Here is a 13,923-nt window from a genome sequence, read left to right as displayed (position 1 = left end):
CCTAGCAGAAGTTGCGGCTACGGCGAGCCCAGGCCAGGTCGCCGCCGTCCGCGCCCTGATCCTTCAACGTCGCCAGCACGCCCGTCAGGTCATGGAGCTTGTAGGCCACCAGGTGGACAACCTCGCCCTCGCGCTGGATGCGGCCATCGACGCCGAGCAGGTGCGCGCCCAGCGCGATGCGGGTCTGGGCCTCATAGAGCGTGCGCCAGACGATGACATTGGTCTCGCCGCTCTCGTCCTCCAGGGTCATGAACATCACCCCCTTGGCCGTGCCGGGCATTTGACGCACCAGCACAAGCCCCGCGGTCCGCACGAATTGGCCGTCACGCGCGGCAGTGGCGGCCTGGCAGCTGACAAGGCCAAGGTCCTTGAGCGCCGGGCGCAGCAACGCCAGCGGATGGCGGCGCAGGCTATGGCCTAGGTGGCTATAGTCCTCGACGATCTCGCGTCCTTCGGTCATGGCTTTCAGGCCGGCCGCCGGCTCGTTGAGTTCGCTGGCGCCGGCCTGCTCGAAGAGGGGCAGGGCCGCTTCGCGCAGGCCCTTGATCGCCCAGCCGGCCTCGCGGCGCTGCAAGCCAAGGCTGGGCAGGTACGCGTCGGCCTCGGCCAGGCGCGAAAGCGCCCCGGTCGGGGTTTGGGCCCGCCGCCAGAGGTCCCGCAGGGAGGCGTAAGGGACATCGCCCCGCAGCGCCACGAGACGCACGGCGTCGGCCTCGGCCAAGCCCCGCACGCGACGAAGTCCAAGCCGCACGGCGAATGATCCGTCGGGCTTTTCCTCCAGGGTCGTGTCCCAACGCGAGGCGTTGACGCAGACGGGCCGGATTTCCACGCCGTGGCGCTGGGCGTCCCGCAGGATTTGCGCGGGCTGATAGAAGCCCATCGGCTGGCTGTTGAGCAGGGCCGCGCAGAAGACGTCGGGGTGGTGGCACTTGAGCCAGGAGGAGGCATAGGCCAACAGCGCGAAGCTGGCGGCATGGCTCTCTGGAAAGCCGTAGCTGCCAAAGCCCTCCAGCTGGCTGAAGGTGGCCTGGGCGAAGTCGGCCGGATAGCCGCGCGCCACCATGCCGCCGACCAGCTTGTCCTTGAAATGGCTCACCCCGCCAGTGAACTTGAAGGTGGCCATGGCCCGGCGCAGCTGGTCGGCCTCGCCCGGGGTGAAGCCGGCGCACTCGATGGCCACGCGCATGGCCTGCTCTTGGAAGAGCGGCACCCCAAGCGTCTTGCCCAGCACCTTTTCGAGCTCCGGCGTGGGGTAGGTGACCGCCTCCTTGCCCTCGCGTCGGCGCAGATAAGGATGGACCATGTCGCCCTGGATCGGTCCTGGCCGTACGATCGCCACCTCGATGACCAGGTCGTAGAACGAGCGCGGCTTGAGCCTGGGCAGCATGCTCATCTGGGCCCGGCTCTCGATCTGGAAGACGCCCAGCGTGTCGGCCCGGCGGATCATCGCGTAGGTGCGCGGATCCTCAGGCGGCACGCTGGCAAGATCCAGCGCCACGCCCTTGTGATCCTTGAGCAAATCAAAACCGCGCTTGAGGCAGGTCATCATGCCCAGCCCCAGGACATCGACCTTCATGAATTTCAGTTCGTCGATATCGTCCTTGTCCCATTCGATGATCTGGCGGTCCTTCATCCGCGCCGGCTCGATGGGCACGAGCTCATCGAGGCGGTGCTCGGTCAGGACGAAGCCGCCAGGGTGCTGGCTGAAGTGGCGTGGGGTGTTGAGCAGCTGCTGCGCCAGCTCCAGGGTCAGGCGCAGGCGCCGGTCGGAAAGGTCCAGCCCGATGCCGCGAGCATGCTTTTCCTCGATCTGCTCGCGCGAGAAGCTCCAGATCTGGCTGGAAAGGCCCTTGGTCATGTCCTCGGGCAGGCCCAGCACCTTGCCCACGTCGCGCACGGCGCCTCGCGGGCGAAAGCGCTGGACGACCGCGACGATGGCGCTGCGCTGGCGGCCATAGGTCTCGAAGATCCACTGCATGACGGTTTCGCGGCGCGCATGCTCGAAATCCACGTCGATGTCGGGCGGCTCGTCGCGCTCCTGGCTGACGAAGCGCTCGAACAAGAGGTCGTTGCGCTCGGGATCGATCGAGGTGATGCCCAGGACGTAGCAGACGGCCGAATTGGCCGCCGAGCCGCGGCCCTGGCAGAGGATGTCCTGCTCGCGCGCATAGGCGACAATGGCGTTGACGGTCAGGAAATAGGGCGCATAGCCAAGCTCACCGATCAGCCGTAGCTCATGGTCCAGAAGTTTGCGAACCTCTGGCGTCACCCCGTCGGGAAAGCGCCGCGCCGCGCCCGCCCAGGTCAGACGCGCCAGGGTCTCCTGGGCGGTCTCGCCTGCCGCGCCAACTTCGCGCGGATACTGGTAGCTCAGTTCGGCGAGCGAAAAGCGGCAGCGGCGGGCGATCGCCAGCGAGGCGGCGATGGCCGCACCATGGCGAGGGAAGAGCCGCGCGATCTCGGCCGGGGCCTTGAGGTAGCGGTCGGCGTGACGATCGCGCTTGAAGCCGACATCGTCGATGGTGGTGTTCTCGCGGATGCAGGTGACGACGTCCTGCAGGAGACGGCGATCGCGATGGTGGAACAGCACCCGGTTTGTAACCACCGGCGTCACCCCCGCCTGCCGCGCCAGGCCCTCCAGCTCATGCAGGCGCAGCGCGTCGCCCGGCCGCCGGCGCAAGGTCAGGGCCAGGTGTGTGTCGGAGCCGAAGATCGCCGCCAGGCGCTTGAGTTGCTGGGCGCAGATGTCGTCGGCCTGATCGGGAACCAGGATGGCGATCAGCCCTTCAGCGTGGGCGGCCAGGTCGGTCAGGTCAAGGTCGCACGCGCCCTTACCGGCCCGCAACTTGCCCAGCGACAGCAGCCGGCAAAGCCGTCCATAGGCGGCGCGATCGGTGGGATAGACCAGGACCGTCATGCCATCGCGCAAGACCAACTCGCAGCCGACGATCAGCCGCACGCCCGTCTCCTTGGCCGCGATGTGGGCGCGCACCATGCCCGCCAGGCTGTTGCGGTCGCAGATCGCCAGGGCGCGATAGCCCAGCCGCGCGGCCTCGTCGAAAAGTTCGCCAGGCGAGGAAGCGCCGCGCAGCAACGAGAAGTGCGAGGCGCATTGCAGCTCGACATAATCACCATCGTCGTCATGGACTTGCGAGGCTTTGCTCATCCAAATACTCCGGCCATGAACCAGCGCTGTGAGCCCGTGGCGGCGTCCTCGCCGTCGCCATCGCGATAGATCCAGTAACGCTCGCCGCCCTCGTCCTCGACCTGGAAATAGTCGCGGGTGCGGGCCAGTTCGGCATCGGCCTTCCACCATTCTCCAAACACCCGCTCGGGGCCGTCGGCCCGCCGCACACGCCGACGCACGCCGCGCCAGGTGAAAGCGGCCGGCGGCTGGTCCGGGAGCAAAGCGACCGTCTCGATCGGTTCGGGGCGAGGAAAAAAGCGCGTGGGCCGCGGCCAGTCGATCGGCCAGGAAAAGGCCGCCGGGCTCTCCAGAGGCGGGGCCTTGCGAACGCTGCGCTCGGGAATGTCGCTGTCGGCGCTGGCCAGGCGGTAGACGTGCTCGGGGCCCAGCCGATTGGCCAGGGTGTCGATCAGCCCCGACAGATCGGCGGACGCCGGGCCGCCCAGAGCATCGTCCTGGCGATAGGCCAGGGGCTCAGCGCCGGGGGCGGCCAGCACCATCCGATCGACGCCAAAGCCTGGGTCGATGGTCTCAAGCTTGTCGCAAAGCAGTTTGGCGAGCCGGGCCGCGTCGCGCGAGGGCGCCGCCAGGCCCAGCCGCGCGGTCTCGATGCGGTTGTCGACCCGGAAGAAGAAGGCGTCCAGGCCCTTGGCCCCCAGACCCGCGGCCTCCAGCGCCGCGCAGAGTTCCACGGTGAGCGCGCACAGGTAACGAGCCAGGGTTTCGGGCGCGCCGATCGGCTCGGCGAAGACGCGACTGGCCCGAAGGGTTTCGGGCGCCAGCACCGGTTCGATCGGCTCGCGCTCGCGTCCCAGGGCCTGGTCCAGGCGCCGGATGGGCTCGAACCCGAAGCGATGGGCCAGCGGTCCCTTGGCCGTGGCCTCCAGTTCGCCGATGGTGTCAAAGCCGGGCTTGGCCAAGGCCTGGACGAGATCGGCGGGCAGTCGCAGCGCCGCCACCGGCAGGGGATGAAGCTCGCGTCCCAGCGCGCCGGGCGGCACGACGAAGATCGGCCGCGGGCTGTAGCGGGCCAGGGCGTGCGCGCCGCCCCAACTGTCGGCGATCGCCACCTTGACGCTCAGGCCCGCCTTGGTGAGCCGATCGCGGATGTCGATCAGCATCTTCTCTTCGCCGCCAAAGAGATGGGCGCAGCCGGTTGCGTCGATGACCAGGCCATCGGGCGGATCGGCGGCCACGGTGGGCGAATAGAGCCGCTGGGCCCACAGCGCCAGGCGCTGAAGGGCCGCAAGGTCGCCGGCCGCGTCGAGCTCGTGCAGGACAAGGCCGGGGACCAGCGCGGTGGCGTGGGCCACGGCCTGGCCCACCCGCAGGCCCGCCTGGGCGGCGAGGCGATTCATATGGGCCACAGCGCGCCGACGGCCGATCCGCCCGACCATGACGATCGGGCCCTCGACCCCCTCAGGCGACGACGCGGCCGGGCTCGCCCGGCGCTGGCCACGGGCCAGCCGGTCGGTGGGCCAGCGGGGCAGGAAGACGGAGATGACCCTTTGTGTCACAGGCTTCTAGCTCGATGTCGAAGGCGTCGCCGGCGCGGCAGCGGAGGAGTTCGAGGAACCAGCGGGAGCGGCCAAGGCCGGGCACCCGTGGCGGAAGGGGCGAAGAGGGCAGGGGCGAGACCCGCCAGCGTGTTTCGGCCGCGGTCGGCTGGCCCAGATCCGCCGCGTCCGCCACCCGTTTCCATCTTCGGACCGCGATGCACAGCGACCCGGTCTTTTCGGCCGCCAGCTGCAGGCGCCGCGAAGCGGTCATGGAGAGTTTGCCGACCTCGCCGACCACCCCAGCCAAGCCGCGCCAGCGCAGGCCTTCCTCCATCGCCGCCAGCACGCCGGCTTCATCGCCGGCGTCGGCGAAGATCACCCGCTCAGGCGCCAGGCCCACTTGCGCCAAGGAAGGAGCGAAGAGATCGGCCTGGCGGCGGCACCAAAGGACCTGGCCGCCGGCCCGGGCGACCACCCCTGCCGCGAACCTGGCCGCGGCTGCCCCATACAAGGCCTCGTTGGCGCCGCCGGCCACCTCGTGCAGCGCCCCCAGCGCCAGGCCCCCGCCCGGCAGGCGCGCGTCCAGCGAGGCCACGCCAAACGGCAGGACCGCGCGGGTGACGCGGTCCTGGGCTTCCAGGGCGCGGACCTGACGGCGCACCGCGGCGAGCGCGGCGCGGCGTGAAGACGGCGTGAGGAGCGGGGCGGGTGTCAGGGTCATAGCCGGGATCAAACGAAGTTGTTCTAGCTTTGTTCTCGGCTTGGCCGTGGAGTCAATCAGCTCTCGGCTGCGGCGCAGGCGCGCGCCCCATCTGAAATCCAGGCCCGGCAAGGCCTGGGGCGGAATCGGAATTTTTCACTGGCGACCGAAGCTGACGTAAGCGTCGCCTTGTCGGGCCCGCCAGCGAGGTTCGTCCGCGCCATCGCTGTGGCGGAAAGGCGCAATGGGCGCCATGGGGGAGGAGGCGAGAGACCCCGGTCTGGAGACCTGGGCCAGGACGGGCTTTAGGACTCTGACTTGGACTTTTACGCTGGGAACGTGCCTCGTCCCCCTGGCCCGTGGGTTACTCCTCGTGCGGCGCCGCCAAAGCCGCCAAGCGCTGGGCTGGATCAGGTTCGATCTCCTGGCAAAGGCGTTCGACCAGCAGCGCCTGATAGGCGGCGGCTTGTCGTGGCGCGGGCCCTTGCGCCAGGGCCTGGGCGAAGGCCTGGCGCACGGCCTCATCGGGGCCGGACTCAAGGGCGATGGCCTTGTCGATCTCCAGGGCCGCGTGAGCGGCGCGACGCACCAATCCCTCGGGCGCGCCTTGGGCCTCCGCGCCCAGCCACGTCTCGCCGGCGAACCGCCAGACCGTGAACCGCAAGGCCATCACGCCGCGCCGGGCAATGGCGCGCCAATAGTCGATTGGCGCTTGGTTTTGCGACAGCAGCGACCTCATCGCGATTCAACGCGTATGAGGCGGCATAGGTTTAAGCCGTCGAGCCGGCGAGCGCGCCGTCCTTGGTCGCCAGCCGGCTCATTCGTGACAGGCGCGCGTGAAAAGGCGCCAGGTCGGGCCGCTGGGCGACCAGCGGCTGTAGGGCCGCGGCGACCGGCAGGGCCAGGGCCGGGGTTTCTTCGGCCAATCGCGTGGTGACCGCCACGATCGTGCGCAGATCAGGCGCCAGCAACCGGCGATGCTGGTCTTCCAGCCGCCAGTACCAGCGCCGGTCACCCTCTTCGGGAAAGTCGGCTAGGGCCTTCTCGCAGTCGAGGATCAGGGCGGCCAGGCGCTGTTCGACGCCGATGGTCTGCGCGCAAAGGCGAAAATCGTGCTCAAGCATGGCGTCCCCCTGAACCGATGACGTCGCCGACCAACGCCTCCCGCCCTGAGCGGGGGAAATCCGATGGGCTAAGCGGCCGCGACCTCGCGCTTGGGCGGCGGGTCGATAACCCGCAGATCTGTCTCCGGCAAGGGCCGCTGTAGAGCGATGGCCTCAGTCCAAGGAGCGCGCAACCAGACCTCGACCTCCTCGGCGCTGCGCAGGAACACGGGCATGGCCTTCTTGTGATATGGCGCGACAATGGCGTTGGGGCTGGTGGTCAAGAAGCCGAACACCTCCATCTCCTCCCAGCCGGCCTTGATGGTCTTGACGCAGGCGTGCGGCGTCCAGACTCCGGCGAAATAGGCGAACGGCGCGCCGACCTGCGCGAACCACACCGGCTTGAGCGAGCGTGTCAGGTCTTGGTCGGGTTCGCTGAAGGCCGTGATGGGGACGACGCAGCGGTTCTCCACCGCCTGCCAGCGTCGCCAGTGTGGGTTTTCCAAGTCGCGGATGTTGGTGATCCCCGGATCCGGCTCCATCCGCAGCAAGCTGTCGTAGTCGTAAGGCTTGCCCTGGCTTTGCAGACGGGCGACGCGCTTGTCGGCCAGCTCGGTCATGCGCTTGCGCGACGAGGGCATTCCCCAGCGGGCGAAGTGCGCCTGGTGTTCGCCGGCCGGGCCGAGCCGGACAGTGGGCGCCAGGCGGTTGGGGCCGATGAACTGAGGGTAGGTGAGATCGACGTTCGAGGCCTCGAACGCCACCCCGCCGGGAAGGCTCAGATGGGTCTTCAGCAGCTCCTCGTGGGCCTTGGCCCAGCCGAAGATGTCGTAATAAAGCTCATAGAGGTTGCACATCGCGCAAACGTCTCCGAGAGAGGTCGCCAGCCTAGGGCGCCGCCAGGGGCGGGGAAAGCCGACCGCCGCTCAGGCGGCCGGCCGCAGCCAGACCCGCGCATGCCACCAGCCCCGCGGCGCGAACACCGGATCGCCAAGGCCGTCGAAGAACATCTCGACATGCTGGGCGCGCGGATGGGCGATCAACGCCTCGCAGGGCGCGCCGGGTCCATGCAGCTCGACGTCGGCGGGACGGGCGGGAGCCTCGTCGGCGAGTGACGGCGCGCAGGCGTTCGCCGGCTCCAGCCAGACGACAAGCCCGCCATTAGGGGCGGACTGGACATGGCGCACGAAGGGCAAGGCTTCGAGGTAGCCAGGATCGCCGCTGACGCCGTCGAGTTCCACGGCGCTCAGCGACAGCACGGTCGCGGGATGAGCGGGGGTCATGTGAACGAATATAGAACATTAACGAATGGGTGGCGAGTCGCCAGGGTGTCGCAGGCCATGTCACTGTTCAGCGCAGCTGGCTGTCCTTGCTGCCGCGCCGATTGATGCCCCCGATCACATGGCGCTTGTCGCGACCCGCCTGACAGGCGACGCAGGTGCGCACGCCGGGCAACGCCTGACGGCGGGCGAGCGGAATGTCTTCGTCGCATTCGTCGCAGGTCAGCGCGCTTTCGCCACTGGGCAGGCGCGCGCGGGCATGCAGGACGCCATCGATCACCGTGTCTTCGATTTGGTCCAGAACGCCCCCGTCATGGGTCCAACCACCGGCCATGGAAATTTTGATCTCCCGTGTGTTGTCAGGGCCTTAGATGGGAAGTCCTAACCCTGCCCACCAGACCGCGGACGGCTTGAGGAGGCTGGCGAATTGTCGCGGCGGCGCCTAGATCACCGCCCGGATCAGCCCTAGCGATCGGGCCTCCTCGGCCTCGATGTACCAATTCTCCGGGGCGCGCTCGAGTACGGTGCCCATGTCGACCGAGGACCCAGCGATCAGGTTGGCGAAGCCCTCGTTCTGGATAGCAATCGAATGTTCGATCTCATGCAGCACCGCCTTGACCGAGGCGACGCACGAGGTCAGCGGTCCGTTAAGCTCAAGCGTCTTGTTGAGCTTGCGCTCGTGGATCATCAGGCGGGTCCCGCGCGTCAGGTAGCGGTTGGCGGGGGCAAAGAAGCTCATGAAAGTCGCGCCGGCCGAATAGATCGCCGCCTTGCCCAGGAATGCGAAGCGCCGGTCGGGAGAAACCTCGCTGTGAAAGCGGACGTCCTCGCCCATCATTCGGGCGACCTCGGGGTCGCCGCCCAAGGTCGACAACTCCACGATCACTAGGTTCTGGTCGGCGCTGGCCAGTTGCTCGCGGAAAGCCTTGTACATGTCGTAATCGACCGGTCCGGCTAGCAGGATGCGGGGGCCGGCGAACGCCGCCGGCGGCAGGGTGAGGCCATCGTCAGCCATGGTGACGAACCCGTCGCTCATGCGGCCAAATCCCGAGCCGGGGCCGCGGCCGGTGTATAGGTCTCGGCCCACCAACGGCCAACGCGAGCGCCCGCCGCGTCCAGCAAGACGATCTCGCTTTCATGTCCGCGGACGTTGGCGCGTGCGGCCAGCCAGCGCGCGCGACGTTCGGCGGCTTGGAAATCAGGCAGCAAGGCCCACTGCGCCGCATCCTGCAGCTGGACCCGCCAGCCGTCAGCGGCGGGGTAGACAAGGTAGGTGAACACGAAAAGCGCTCCGGCCAGATCTGGGCGAGCAGCAACGAATTAGGGCAGCTTGCGGTTCCGATGGCGCCAGGCCGGCTCCGAATCCTCGCGCGCAAAGATCAAATGATCGCCTTCGCGGCGGCGAACGCGGTTCCGCGTCCAACGCATGCTTTCGCGCGTTTAGGCCGACGACACCCGCTAGGCCCGAACGCCCATCGCAAGGAGGCTTTGATGCTCGAGACCCCGTCGGCTGATCCCGCACATGCCGCGCCCATCCCCGCGCCGGCCGCGCCGGAAGGAGCGGATCTGTTGGTCCTCGGCAAGCCTCATGACGAGGCGTTTTGGGATCAGCATCCCGATGTCGAGCGCTACAAGGTGACGATGAAGGCCGGCCAAGCGCAGGTCGAGGATTGGGAGGTGCTGGTCTGGCTCAAGCCTGGCCAAGAAGGCGCCACGGGCGTGGCCGAACGCGGCGAGGTTCCCGATCGCCCCGCCGATGCGACTTTCGAGGTCCACGCGGCGCACGACCTGTCTTTCTTTGCCCGTCATCCGCAAATCGCCGCCTGGCGCGCGGCCATCGCCCTCAACGAACACGGACCCGGCGCGGTCCATACCGTGGAGGTGTGGATGCGGCCCGCGCGCTCGGCGAACGGTCTACAAGGTTAGGCGATTTGGTCCATGCGGCACTGCTCGGGCGCCTTGTCGGGCCGAAAGCGGATCAGCCGCGTGCCATGGCGAAAACGCCCGCCCGAGACGTGGTCGAAGGAAACCTCGACCACGACCTGGGGCTCCAGCGGCGTCCATTGGCTGGATCGCGCATCCGACCAGCGACTAGGTCCGCCCGGCGCATCGCCGGTGAAGCCCGTGCCGCCTGCCAGGGCCTCTAGGCGCTGGGTCAACGCGGTCCGGTCGACGCCGGCCAAGCCAGAGGTATGGCCGACATGGTCGAGGCGACCAGCCTCGTTATAGAGGCCCAGCAGCAATGAGGCGACAAGCTGGCTGTCCTTGCCATAACGAAAGCCGCCGACCACGCAGTCGGCCGTACGCTGGCGCTTGACCTTGATCATCGCCCGCTCGCCCTGGGCGTAGGGGCCATCCAGCCGCTTGGCTACGACCCCCTCCAGCTTGCCCTCGTCGAGCCAGGCTTGAGCGACGGCGAGATCGGAGGTTCCCGGCGTTAGGGTGATGTCGGTGGTTGCTTGACGGGCCAGGAAGGCGGCCAGCGCCGCATGGCGATCACGCAGCGGGCGGCCACGCAGGTCCTCGCCATCCGGCGCCTGTAACATGTCAAAGAGCGCCAGGACCGCCGGGGTCTCTTGGGCCAGACTATCGATGCGGCTCTGGGCCGGATGCAGCCGCAGTTGCAGGGCCTCGAACGAGAAGGCGCCATCCACAGGGATCAGCAGCTCGCCGTCGATGGCGAAACTGTCCTGCGGCAGCGCCGCAAGCCGAGCGACCACTTCGGGAAAGTAGCGGGTCAGTTGCTTGCCTGACTTGGCCTGCAAGACGACGTTGGGGCCTTGGCGGAAAGCCAAGCACCGGAAACCATCCCATTTTGGCTCGAACCACCAACCGTCGTCAGCGGGAAGGACGGCCGCCGAGCGTGCTTCCATGGCCTTGGCTTCCAGAAGGACAACCCTGCTCATCAGGCTTGGCGCCTGCCTTCAGCCGGATCGCCCGCCGGACCAAGTCGACCATCATTGGGCGAGGCTGGGATCTTGCCGGGCGCCGCGGGCGCGGCCTTCGGCGGCGGAGCGGGGTCCTTATCAGGCTTGGTCATGGCGGTATCTTTCCAGCCGTCTACGAAGCGCCCCGCGTCGCGGCCTGTTCCACCTCGGAGCCAGGTTGGCAGCCGCTGGCGCAGCCACTCCACACCATCTGGCCGGCCTCTCCGCGGACGCAGATCCGCAAGGAAATGGCGGTGTGACTGGAAAGGCCGTGATCGCGAAGAATTTCCGAGACCAGCAGCAACGCTTGTCGGATCGCCGCGTTCTGATCCGCTGCCTCGACGATTTCGGTGGTCGCCGCGCCGTCACTGTCGATGTCGAAGTGATAGGTGCTCATCGCTGCACGCTAGGCAGCCTTTGATGAACAGGAGCTGATGGGAGATGGAGGCATAGATGGGTGATCGATTGATCTCCAAGCTTAACCTTCGAGACGACCTTACCTCCGCCGAGCAGGACATTCTCGCCGATGTCCTGGGGCCCGAACGCCACCATCCGGCCGGCGTCGACCTGGTCGAGCCCGGCGCCAGGCCCGACCACGTGACCCTGCTGGTCTCGGGATTTTGCGGGCGCTACGGCATCTTGCGCGGCGGGCGACGCGTCTTCTCCGCGATCAACGTAGCCGGCGACTTCATCGATCTGTTCGGCTTGCTGATCCCTCAACTCGATTATGGCGTAGTGGCCCTCACACCCTGCGTCACCGCCTCGGCGCCACACGAAAAGCTGCGGCGCATCAGCGAGGATCATCCGCACCTGACGCGCATGCTGTGGCTGGAAACGGCGCTCGAGGGCGCGGTCCATCGCGAGTGGCTCTTGGGCATGGGCCAAGACGCCGTGGGGCGCCTGGCCCGCTTTCTTTGCGAGATCGTCGCCCGCTTGGACGTGGCCGGCCTGGTCGAGGATAACGCCTTTGAACTTCCCCTGACCCAGACCCAGCTCAGCCAGATTCTGGGCATGACCTCCGTGCACCTGAGCCGCACGCTCAAAGCGTTGCGAGCGACCGGTTCGGTGGCGTGGCAAGGTCATCATATCCAGATCCTCGATCGAGAACGGCTGATGGCGGCGGGCCAGTTCGATCCGACCTACCTGCGGCCGTATCGTGAAGCGGTCTGAGGATCGGCCGCTTCACGACAGCAGTCGTCCTAACCCAAGCCTCCGCCGCGCCGCGCGTTCCCGATAGGCTCGGCGGACGATCAATTGATCGCGTCCGCCCAATCAGGAGCGCCGACCGCGCGACGGCGCCGGCTTCACGGGCGGCTCAACCTCGGGATCGGTTTGCGGCCGAAAAGCCTGCGGGTCGAAATCGCCGAGCGCGGCCAGCCGGTCCCAGTCGAGGATTTGCAGGCCGCCATTCTTTACGACAGCCAAGCCATCGTCGCGCAGCGCGCGTAGCACTCTATGGATATGGACCACCGACAGGCCGAGGGCATCGGCGATGTCTCCTTGCACCGCGGGGAAAGCGCATCGATCGTCCTTGGCCAAGCCCAGGGTCTTCTGGCGCCAGTAGATCTCGCAAAACAGGTTGGCGGTGCGCGCCGCCGCAGACCGCCGTCCCAGGCTGATCATTCCGTTTCGGTGGGCGCGAGCTTCGGTGAGGACTGCCCGGCAAACCGCCGCCAGGAAACTGCCTTGGTCTTGCAGAAGGCCTTGAAGCTCCCGCCCATCGAGCCTGCGGACCTCACAAGGCCCGAGCGCTCGCACTTCGTAATCGGTCACGGCAAAAAGGCCGGCCAGGTCGATCAGGTCTCCGGGGGTGGCCACACCAAAAATCTGCCGCGCGCCATCGCTCAGCATGGTCTGTTTAACGGCCAAGCCTCGGGCCAGCAGGCGCAGTCGAGAGCGCTCGCCGGCGGGCAGAATGACCTGGCCGGCTTCGAACGTCTCCGACGTCAGGACGCACTCGGAAAGGCGCTCGCGCACGCCCTCCCGCAAAGGACCAAACCGATCCAGGCTGGCGATCAAAAGACGGTTCAAGCCGCCGGACCCAGCTCAGCGCGACCCACCACAGCGATACAGTTTTCTTGACGCCAAACCTCGACCGCCTCGCAGCTGAGATGCTCGACAAGAAGCTTCCGGGCGCGCTGGGCCGGGTCTACGGTCTCGACGTCGAGATCGACGAAGGTCGTCCGTTGGTCGCCGGCGACGCCGATGAAGATGAGCGGTTCGAGCAATGAGACCTCCGGATGGTCGAGAGTCTAGGCTCATCACCCGCGGTGCGCGTTGATCTAGGTTATCGGGCCGATCTTTTGATGGCCGCGCCGGTCTTCGAAGAGGAGAGGGGAGGTTTCCCCGTACGCCATGTCACCAGCCCCCGTGATCACCCCGCTGATCGAAAAGATGGCCCGCCGCGACGTCATCACGCCGGTCGAGCGCGAAGCGTTGGCCAAGCTGTTAGGACCTACGCGAAGAGTGCCTGCCGGCAAGGCCTTGGTTGAGCCGGGCGACCGCCCGCATTTCAGCACGTTCGTGGTGAGCGGCTTTTGCGCCCGCTTCACCTTGACGCCCACCGGAGGGCGGCAACTGACCGAGATCAATGTCGCCGGCGACTTCGTCGACCTGCACAGCCTACTGATGCGCCAGATGGACCACGGGGTGGTGGCGCTGGCCGACTGCGTCGTCGCCCCGGCCGCCCATGAGGATCTTCGACGCCTTACCGAGCAGCACCCCCACTTGACCCGTCTGCTGTGGCTAGAAACGGTGGTCGATGGAGCCATCCATCGCCAGTGGCTTGTGGCGCTTGGCCAACAGAACGCCGCCAGCCGTTTGGCGCATCTGATCTGTGAACTTTATTTGCGTCTGGAAGCGGCGGGCATCGCTCGGGACCTGACGTTTAGCCTCCCCATGACCCAGGTGGATCTAGGCGATGTCCTGGGTCTAACCCAAGTCCACGTCAATCGCGTCCTGATGGACCTTCGCCGCCAGGGTCTCGTCGAATGGAAATCCGGCCAGGTGACGATCAACGATTGGGACGCGCTCGTGCGTCTTGGCCAGTTCAACCCGGTCTACCTGCGTCTGCAGAGCGATCCGGTCTGACGCTCAAATGATCCTGGCGGAACGACGCCATTTCCGAGCGCGTTGCCGCCAGCAGCCATTCGGGGAGAACCCCGTCGAAGGCCGGATAGGTGGGGTCGACGTGTGGAATGATCATAGCAGGCCCGTGGCGCAGGCCG

At 67.3% G+C, this 13,923-nt stretch carries 16 protein-coding genes; 3 read left to right on the top strand and 13 right to left on the bottom strand.

Features of this window, described 5'->3' with window-relative positions:
• Position 1 precedes the first annotated feature (1 nt).
• From ABDW31_RS17165 to ABDW31_RS17120, 10 genes are all read right to left on the bottom strand, one after another.
• Positions 2 to 3,166 (bottom strand): error-prone DNA polymerase, encoded by a 3,165-nt coding sequence (locus ABDW31_RS17165; RefSeq protein ID WP_343699171.1) that lies wholly within the window; start codon positions 3,164 to 3,166, stop codon positions 2 to 4.
• The gene (locus ABDW31_RS17160; protein ID WP_343699233.1) at positions 3,163 to 4,584 is read right to left on the bottom strand and encodes a DNA polymerase Y family protein; all 1,422 of its coding nucleotides are present in this window, start codon (positions 4,582 to 4,584) and stop codon (positions 3,163 to 3,165) included. The genes ABDW31_RS17165 and ABDW31_RS17160 overlap by 4 nt, the downstream gene beginning before the upstream one ends.
• A 22-nt stretch (positions 4,585 to 4,606) precedes the next feature.
• A complete protein-coding gene (locus tag ABDW31_RS17155; protein WP_343699170.1) occupies positions 4,607 to 5,407 on the bottom strand; it encodes a damage-inducible protein in 801 nt (266 codons plus the stop codon).
• A 343-nt stretch (positions 5,408 to 5,750) separates the two neighbouring features.
• Positions 5,751 to 6,125, bottom strand: coding sequence for a hypothetical protein (locus tag ABDW31_RS17150; protein WP_343699169.1), 375 nt, complete (start codon positions 6,123 to 6,125; stop codon positions 5,751 to 5,753).
• Between the two features lie 31 nt (positions 6,126 to 6,156).
• Positions 6,157 to 6,510 (bottom strand): hypothetical protein, encoded by a 354-nt coding sequence (locus ABDW31_RS17145; protein WP_343699168.1) that lies wholly within the window; start codon positions 6,508 to 6,510, stop codon positions 6,157 to 6,159.
• 68 nt (positions 6,511 to 6,578) lie between these two features.
• The gene (locus tag ABDW31_RS17140; RefSeq protein ID WP_343699167.1) at positions 6,579 to 7,346 is read right to left on the bottom strand and encodes an SOS response-associated peptidase family protein; all 768 of its coding nucleotides are present in this window, start codon (positions 7,344 to 7,346) and stop codon (positions 6,579 to 6,581) included.
• A 69-nt stretch (positions 7,347 to 7,415) separates the two neighbouring features.
• On the bottom strand, positions 7,416 to 7,772 hold the full coding sequence (locus ABDW31_RS17135; protein ID WP_343699166.1) for a hypothetical protein: 357 nt from the start codon (positions 7,770 to 7,772) through the stop codon (positions 7,416 to 7,418).
• A gap of 67 nt (positions 7,773 to 7,839) precedes the next feature.
• Positions 7,840 to 8,103: a DksA/TraR family C4-type zinc finger protein gene (locus ABDW31_RS17130; protein WP_343699165.1), complete on the bottom strand. Its 264-nt coding sequence runs from the start codon at positions 8,101 to 8,103 to the stop codon at positions 7,840 to 7,842.
• A gap of 108 nt (positions 8,104 to 8,211) precedes the next feature.
• Positions 8,212 to 8,805 (bottom strand): peptidase S14, encoded by a 594-nt coding sequence (locus tag ABDW31_RS17125; protein WP_343699164.1) that lies wholly within the window; start codon positions 8,803 to 8,805, stop codon positions 8,212 to 8,214.
• Positions 8,802 to 9,050 carry a hypothetical protein gene (locus ABDW31_RS17120; protein WP_343699163.1) on the bottom strand — a complete coding sequence of 83 codons (249 nt, stop codon included), beginning with the start codon at positions 9,048 to 9,050 and terminating at the stop codon, positions 8,802 to 8,804. The genes ABDW31_RS17125 and ABDW31_RS17120 overlap by 4 nt, the downstream gene beginning before the upstream one ends.
• A 210-nt stretch (positions 9,051 to 9,260) precedes the next feature.
• Between ABDW31_RS17120 and ABDW31_RS17115 the strand changes: the two genes are divergently transcribed.
• Positions 9,261 to 9,695, top strand: a complete 435-nt coding sequence (locus ABDW31_RS17115; RefSeq protein ID WP_343699162.1) for a hypothetical protein — start codon at positions 9,261 to 9,263, stop codon at positions 9,693 to 9,695.
• Here the strand turns inward: ABDW31_RS17115 and ABDW31_RS17110 are convergent.
• Entirely contained in the window at positions 9,692 to 10,675 is a 984-nt protein-coding gene (locus tag ABDW31_RS17110; protein ID WP_343699161.1) for an ATP-dependent DNA ligase, read from the bottom strand. The two genes, ABDW31_RS17115 and ABDW31_RS17110, sit on opposite strands and share 4 nt — an antisense overlap.
• A 154-nt stretch (positions 10,676 to 10,829) precedes the next feature.
• Positions 10,830 to 11,093, bottom strand: coding sequence for a hypothetical protein (locus tag ABDW31_RS17105; RefSeq protein ID WP_343699160.1), 264 nt, complete (start codon positions 11,091 to 11,093; stop codon positions 10,830 to 10,832).
• Between the two features lie 56 nt (positions 11,094 to 11,149).
• Here ABDW31_RS17105 and ABDW31_RS17100 point away from each other — a divergent pair, with 56 nt between their 5' ends.
• Positions 11,150 to 11,866: a Crp/Fnr family transcriptional regulator gene (locus ABDW31_RS17100; RefSeq protein ID WP_343699159.1), complete on the top strand. Its 717-nt coding sequence runs from the start codon at positions 11,150 to 11,152 to the stop codon at positions 11,864 to 11,866.
• A gap of 102 nt (positions 11,867 to 11,968) precedes the next feature.
• Here ABDW31_RS17100 and ABDW31_RS17095 read toward each other — a convergent pair whose 3' ends face one another.
• Positions 11,969 to 12,727, bottom strand: a complete 759-nt coding sequence (locus tag ABDW31_RS17095; RefSeq protein ID WP_343699158.1) for a Crp/Fnr family transcriptional regulator — start codon at positions 12,725 to 12,727, stop codon at positions 11,969 to 11,971.
• Between the two features lie 324 nt (positions 12,728 to 13,051).
• Here ABDW31_RS17095 and ABDW31_RS17090 point away from each other — a divergent pair, with 324 nt between their 5' ends.
• A complete protein-coding gene (locus ABDW31_RS17090) occupies positions 13,052 to 13,786 on the top strand; it encodes a Crp/Fnr family transcriptional regulator (RefSeq protein WP_343699157.1) in 735 nt (244 codons plus the stop codon).
• Positions 13,787 to 13,923: the final 137 nt, after the last annotated feature.

The sequence above is a fragment of the Caulobacter sp. genome (assembly GCF_039596335.1).
Taxonomy (GTDB): Bacteria; Pseudomonadota; Alphaproteobacteria; order Caulobacterales; family Caulobacteraceae; genus Caulobacter.
Note: the sequence above shows the minus strand (reverse complement) of the source record. Positions and strands in the feature narration are given on the sequence as shown.